The sequence below is a fragment of the Streptomyces bohaiensis genome (genome assembly GCF_012033785.1).
GTDB lineage: Bacteria > Actinomycetota > Actinomycetes > Streptomycetales > Streptomycetaceae > Streptomyces > Streptomyces bohaiensis.
Genome location: NZ_JAAVJC010000266.1, coordinates 1 through 6467 on the forward strand (window position 1 = coordinate 1; position 6467 = coordinate 6467).

The 6467-nt window shown below is 74.3% G+C and carries 4 protein-coding genes; 2 read left to right on the forward strand and 2 right to left on the reverse strand.

Annotation, left to right across the window (positions count from 1 at the left end):
* Positions 1-31: 31 nt before the first annotated feature.
* A complete protein-coding gene (locus tag HCN52_RS20445; RefSeq protein ID WP_168089923.1) occupies positions 32-1843 on the reverse strand; it encodes an alpha/beta hydrolase in 1812 nt (603 codons plus the stop codon).
* Between the two features lie 307 nt (positions 1844-2150).
* On the opposite strand from HCN52_RS20445, the gene HCN52_RS20450 reads away from it, so the two are divergent.
* On the forward strand, positions 2151-3611 hold the full coding sequence (locus HCN52_RS20450; protein WP_168089924.1) for a catalase: 1461 nt from the start codon (positions 2151-2153) through the stop codon (positions 3609-3611).
* A gap of 60 nt (positions 3612-3671) precedes the next feature.
* On the opposite strand, the gene HCN52_RS20455 is transcribed toward HCN52_RS20450, so the two are convergent.
* Entirely contained in the window at positions 3672-5471 is a 1800-nt protein-coding gene (locus HCN52_RS20455) for a hypothetical protein (RefSeq protein WP_168089925.1), read from the reverse strand.
* Between the two features lie 119 nt (positions 5472-5590).
* Between HCN52_RS20455 and HCN52_RS20460 the strand changes: the two genes are divergently transcribed.
* Positions 5591-6467: serine/threonine-protein kinase (locus tag HCN52_RS20460; protein WP_168089926.1), on the forward strand; the 877-nt coding region annotated here is incomplete at its 3' end.

The following is a 6467-nucleotide window of genomic DNA, read 5'->3' on the forward strand; positions in this document are numbered from 1 at the left end:
GGCGGCGCGGGGGCCGCGCCGCCACCCCGCGTCACTCGGGCTTGCCGGTGAACCCCGACCGGGGCGGGTGCCGCAGTTCCAGCAGCGCCTTCAACCGGCCGGTGTCCGCCGCGCGCCACTCCCCGGGCGGGATGACGGCCTCCCAGGCGTCCACCGGGTTGGACCCGTACCGGTGCCCGTGCGGGGCCGGCGCGCCGTAGGAGACGGCCATGTCCACCGTCGTCTGCCAGAAGGTCACCAGGGCGAACCAGTCGATGGCCTCCGTGACGTCGGGGCCGAGCGGCTCCCGCAGCCACTCCGGGCGCTGGAACATCAGGCTCGGGGACCACCACACCACCGGGTCCGAGGCGTTCTGCAGGTAGACCACCCGAGGGTGCTCCCAGTCGGCCGCGCCGAGGCGCAGGTCCCGCTCGGGGAACTGGGCGAACCGCACGTGCGCACCGTCCCGGTAGAGCGGCCGCCACACGGGGCTCGCCGGGTCCCGGTCCCGGGTGACCTCCCGGTGGACGGGGCTGCCGTCCGGCGGCCCCACCAGGAGGGCGCCGTCGGTGCGCGCCAGCAGGTCGTCCATGTCGTCGAAGGCGGCCTCTACCGCCTGGGCGCCCATGGACTCGCCGAAGACCACCAGCTTCGGCCGGGAGTCGGCCGGCTCGCGCTCCCAGCGGGCGTGGACGGCGTCGACGAGGGCCCGGGTCGCCCGGCCGGCCTCCTCACGGTCGACGACGAAGGACGCCCAGCTCGGCAGGTAGGAGTACTGCATCGTGACCACCGCGGTGTCGCCGCCGTGCATGAACTCCAGCGCCTCGACCGTCGTGGGGTTGATCCATCCGGTGCCGGTGGTGCCGGCGACGGCGAGCACCGAGCGGTCGAACGCGCCGGTCCGCTCCAGCTCGCGGATCGCCAGCCGGGCCCCCGCGGCGTAGTCGTCGTAGGCGGCGCGCCCCACGTACACCCGCACCGGGGTCTGCGCGGGCCGCCCGTTGAACCGGGCGATCTCCTCACCGGAGAGGGCGCCCCCGGTGAAGGACCGGCCCTTGTTGCCGAGTTCCTCCCAGCTCACCAGCGAGTCGGGGCTGCCGGACAGCAGCGGGGAGAACGGGCGCAGCACGCCCTCGTCGGTGGAGCGGTCCTTGGCGGCGGCGACGCGGTCCGCCACCGAGAGGACGCCGCGCTCGAAGACGACATCGCGGGTGCCGAAGACCACGATGATGCTGCTCAGTGACAGCGCGAGGCCGACCGCCACCGGCCAGGGCACGAACCGGTGCAGCAGCCGGGTCAGCACCCGGGTGCCCAGTCGGACCGACCGGGCGATGGCGACGAGCAGCGCCGCCACCCCGAGCGACATCAGCGCGATCATCAGCGAGTGCCAGGTCAGCGTCGGCGGCAGCGCCTGCAGCCGCCGCAGCTCCCGCTGCATGTCCGCGCTCTGCGACAGCAGCAGGATCACCAGCGGCGGCGTGATCAGGTAGAGCGACAGCCAGGAGCGGGCGCGGACCGCGGGCGGCGGTCGCCAGGCGAACAGCAGCCGGAACAGTCCGCTCAGCGTCGCCCCGATCCCGTAGCCGATGGCGGCGGTGATGCCCCCGATGACGCCCTGGTAGTACCAGGGACGGGGGACCAGTGAGGGCGTCAGCGACAGCCAGAAGAAGAACAGGGCGGTCAGGCAGGCGGTGAGGTCGGGCCAGCGGCGCACCACCAGCGCGGGCAGGCCGGGGTCCCAGTAGGGGCGCGCGACGAAGGCGGCCCCGCGGCGCCTGACGGCGGCCCACGGGTCCGGGCGGGTGGCCGCCGGGGTGTCCTCGGGCCGGGGCACGGGGGAGGTGCTCCCGGCGCTGTTCGGCATCTGTTGGCTCCGACCCGTTCTGGTGTCGCGGTTGAGTTGTGGCGGCCCCGGGGAGGGGCTGTGGGCCGCGGGCGGTGTGCTCGGCCGCGCCGGGGACTCTCGGTGAGGGGTTGCCCTGTGGTTTATCACGCCCAGGGACGGGACGCCGTCGTATCGGCCGACGTTGCCCGCCCTGGTTGGTCCCCCGGGGCGGCGTTGCCGCCCGGATGGCGCCGCCGGCGGCGGCAGCGGTTGCCCGCCCGCTGCGGCGGCGTTCTGCTGGGGAGGCGGCCCGCCCTCTCCACGCCCCGAACGTGAGGACCCTCCCATGACGCACCACGGCACCTTCGACCACACCACCACCAACGCGGGTATCCCGGTCGAGAGCGACGAGCACTCGCTGACCGTCGCGGCGGACGGCCCGATCCTCCTCCAGGACGCCTACCTGATCGAGAAGATGGCGCAGTTCAACCGGGAGCGGGTCCCCGAACGGGTGGTGCACGCCAAGGGCGGCGGCGCCTACGGCACGTTCGAGGTGACGGCCGACGTGAGCCAGTTCACCAAGGCCGACCTGTTCCAACCCGGCCGCCGCACCGAGATGCTGGCGCGGTTCTCGACCGTGGCGGGGGAGCTGGGCAGCCCCGACACCTGGCGCGACCCGCGCGGTTTCGCGCTGAAGTTCTACACGGCGCAGGGCAACTACGACCTGGTGGGCAACAACACCCCGGTCTTCTTCGTCCGGGACCCGCTGAAGTTCCAGGACTTCATCCGCTCGCAGAAGCGGCGGCCCGACAACGGGCTGCGCGACCACGACATGCAGTGGGACTTCTGGACGCTCTCCCCGGAGAGCGCGCACATGGTGACCTGGCTGATGGGGGACCGGGGCATCCCCCGCACCTGGCGGCACATGAACGGCTACGGCTCCCACACCTACCTGTGGGTCAACGGCGGTGGGGAGAAGTTCTGGGTCAAGTACCACATCAAGACCGACCAGGGCATCGAGTTCCTCACCCAGGAGGACGCCGACCGGATCGCCGGTGAGAACGCCGACGCCCACCGGCAGGACCTCTTCGAGGCCATCGCCCGTCGGGAGGCGCCCACCTGGACGATGTACGTGCAGGTGATGCCGTTCGAGGACGCCCCGGACTACCGCTTCAACCCGTTCGACCTCACCAAGGTGTGGCCGCACGGCGACTACCCGCTGATCGAGGTGGGCCGGATGCGGCTGGACCGCAACCCGGAGGACCACTTCGTGCACATCGAGCAGTCGGCGTTCGAACCGTCCAACCTGGTGCCGGGCATCGGGCCGTCGCCCGACAAGATGCTGCTGGGACGGTTGTTCTCCTACCCGGACACCCACCGCTACCGCATCGGCCCCAACTACATGCAGCTTCCGCCGAACCGGCCGCACGCGCCGGTGCGGTCCTACAGCAAGGACGGGCCGATGCGGTACGAGCCGGCCCGCACCGGCGCCGTCTACGCGCCCAACTCCTACGGCGGCCCGGCCGCCGACACCGCCCGGTTCGGCGAGCCGGCGGGGTGGCACGCCGCAGGGGAGATGGTCCGGGAGGCGTACACGCCGCGGGCGGCGGACGACGACTTCGGTCAGGCGGGCACGATGGTGCGGGAGGTCCTCGACGACGCGCAGCGGGCCCGGCTGGTCGGCAACATCGCCGGACACCTCTCGGACGGCGTCAGCCGGCCGGTGCTTGACCGCGCGCTGCGCTACTGGCGCAACGTGGACAAGGACCTGGGCGACCGCGTCGCCACCGCCGTCGACGGCGGCTGAGCGGGCCGCCCCGTCCCCGACACAGCGGCCGTGCGTCCCGGGGCGGGACGCACGGCCCGGTCAGGAGGGCCGGGAGCGCTTCTCCCGGGGGGCGGCCAGCGCCGTGCCGCGCCGCAGGGCACGGGTCAGGCTCCGGCCGACGAGACTCGCCTCGGAACGGGTGAGGGCACCGGCGTGCGCCTCCCGGAGCCGTTCGTACTCGCCGAGCAGCTGCCCGACCGGTCGCGCCGCCGGGTGGCCGCCGGTGTCCGGCAGCTGCCGCAGCAGCTTCTCCAGCCGCGCCAGGTCCTGTCCGTTGCGGCCCCGCTGTGCCGCCGACGCGTGCACCTCCCGTCCGAGCTCCTGCGCGGACATCCTGTCCGCCCGCCGCCGGTTGGCGGCGATCGCCAGCGCTCGGGCGGCGAGGTGGGGTCGCCCGCGCGGCGTGCCGGCCGCGGCGACGACCGGCGCCAGCAGACCGAGGGTGGCGACGGCGAGCCCGACCCACACCCCGACGGGGAGGGAAGCGGCCCCGGCTGGCCCCGCCGCGGCACTCCCGCCCGGAGCGGCAGGGGCGGCGGGGGCGTCCGCTCCGTCCGCTCCGTCCGCCTCGGGCGTGCGGGGCACGTCGGCGCCGAGGTGGTCCAGCAGATGCGTCAGCGCCGTCTCGACGAACGGGTCGCCGCTGTACCGTGCCCGGTCGGCGGCGGCGGCGAACTGCTCGTCCCCGGTGGCCCGCACCTCGTCGACGCGCTGGTACTCGGTGTCGACGAGGAACACCGCGAGCGGGTCGTCGCCCCCCTCGGCCACCGACCGGACCAGCTCGTCGGCGGCGTCGGGGGAGTCCTCGCCGAGCTGTGCGGCCACCGCACCCTGGGGGAGGACCGCCGCCCGGGCTCCCGCCTCGCCGAGCGCCGCGGCGAACGCCGCCTGCCGCGCCGGGCCGGTCGTCCCGTCCCCGGCGGCGGGGTGGACGTACAGCGGGGAGTCCGCCAGCCCCTCGCGGGCCAGCCCGACCAGGTCCGGCCCCAGCGCCGCGGCGAGCTGTGCCAGTCGGTGCGGGACGGCATCGGGGGCGACGGTCGGGATGCCGATCCCCCCGACCAGTGACTCCAGCGTGCTGTTCGATGCCAGTTCCCGGCCGGAGCCCATCACCACCGAGAAGTCGCTGGTCTCCCACTGCATCAGCAGCATCGCGCCGTCCGCCGGGAGCTCCGACGCCATCGCGGTGGCCGCCGCGTCCGAGGGCCCGCCCACCCCCGAGACCAGCGCGACCCGCAGCTCGGGGACGCCCGCGAAGGTCTCGGCCAGCAGGTCCTCCGTCAGCTCGGGGAAGACCTCGGTCACGGCGGGGTCGACGAGGAACCGGCCGTCCCCGGAGCCCGTGGGGAGCTGCGCGGAGAGGTCGCCGTCGAGGCTGTCGACCAGGGTCAGCAGCGGGTTGCCGTTGTTGATGCCCGCTCGCGCCACCGACTCGTCCCGGATGTCGTCGACCGTGGCCGGGACCCCGCTGACCGCCCACCCCCGGGAGGAGTCGCGGCTGTCGCTCAGCGGGTCGTCCCACTCCGTCAGCACCGCGTAGACGCCTGGTCGGCCCACCAGCGAGGCCAGCTGCGAGGCCAGCCCGGCCGCGTCCTCGTTCCGCTCCGTCAGCAGCGCCATCCGGAAGGGGGTGTCGGCCCGCTCGTACCGCGCGCGGAGCAGCGCGACCATGTTCTCGTCCAGGCCCTGGTAGTCGTCGTCGACCCACACCCCCGGCGTCGCCAGCGCCGCTGCGGCGTCCGCCAGCTGTCCGTCGGCCCGGGCGGTGGGAGCGGTGAGCAGCCCCAGAACCAGTGCGGCGGCCAGCGTTCCCGCACCCCTGCGCAGCCCTTGGCGCATCCCCGATCCCCCGACGACCTCGTGCCCGGTCGGTGCCCCCGGGCGGCTGACAGTCCTGTGCGATATTAAGCCTCCGCGCCGGCAGCGGGGCGGTGCCGGGGAGACACGACGGGGGACGTATGGCAGCCGGAGAGGTGTTGCACGACCGCTACCGCCTGGTTCGGAAGCTCGGCGAGGGCGGCATGGGCCAGGTGTGGCAGGCCCACGACGAAAGGCTCCGCCGGGACGTCGCGATCAAGGCGGCCACCGACGGCGACGACCCGGAGCTGCGCCGCCGGCTGGAGCGCGAGGCCATGGCCATCGCACGGCTGGCGCACCCGCACATCGTCACGGTCCACGACTTCTTCACCGACCGGTTCCAGGGTGCCTCCGCCGTCCTGCTGGTCATGGAGCTCGTCCCCGGCCGGTCGCTCGCCGAGGAACTGCGCGCCGGGGTACCCGCGATGCCGCGCGCGCTGGAGTGGGCGGCGCAGATCGCGGACGGCCTCGCCGCCGCGCACGAACCCGGCATCGGGATCGTCCACCGCGACCTCAAGCCCGGCAACGTCATGGTGACCCGCGACGACCGCGCCAAGCTGCTGGACTTCGGCATCGCCCGGTTCGCCGAGGGGATCAGCGTGGCGCAGCGCAGCGCGCTGACCGCCACGGGCACGGTGGTCGGGACCCCCGACTACATGGCGCCCGAGCAGTGCACCACCGGCCGTGTCGACGCCCGTACCGACCTCTACGCCCTCGGCTGCCTGCTCTTCGCGCTGCTCACCGGCCGCACGGTCTTCCCGCCCGGCGCCACCATGATGCAGCTGATGTACCAGCAGGTGCACCAGGCGCCGGAGCCGCCGAGCACGCTTCGCCACGAGGTCCCCGCCGTGGTCGACGCGCTGGTGCTGGAACTGCTGGCCAAGGAGCCGGCTGAGCGGCCGCAGCACGCGGCCGAGGTGCGCGACCGGCTGCGGGTGCTCGCCGCGGCGGCCGCCACCGGCGCGGTGGCGGCCGCAC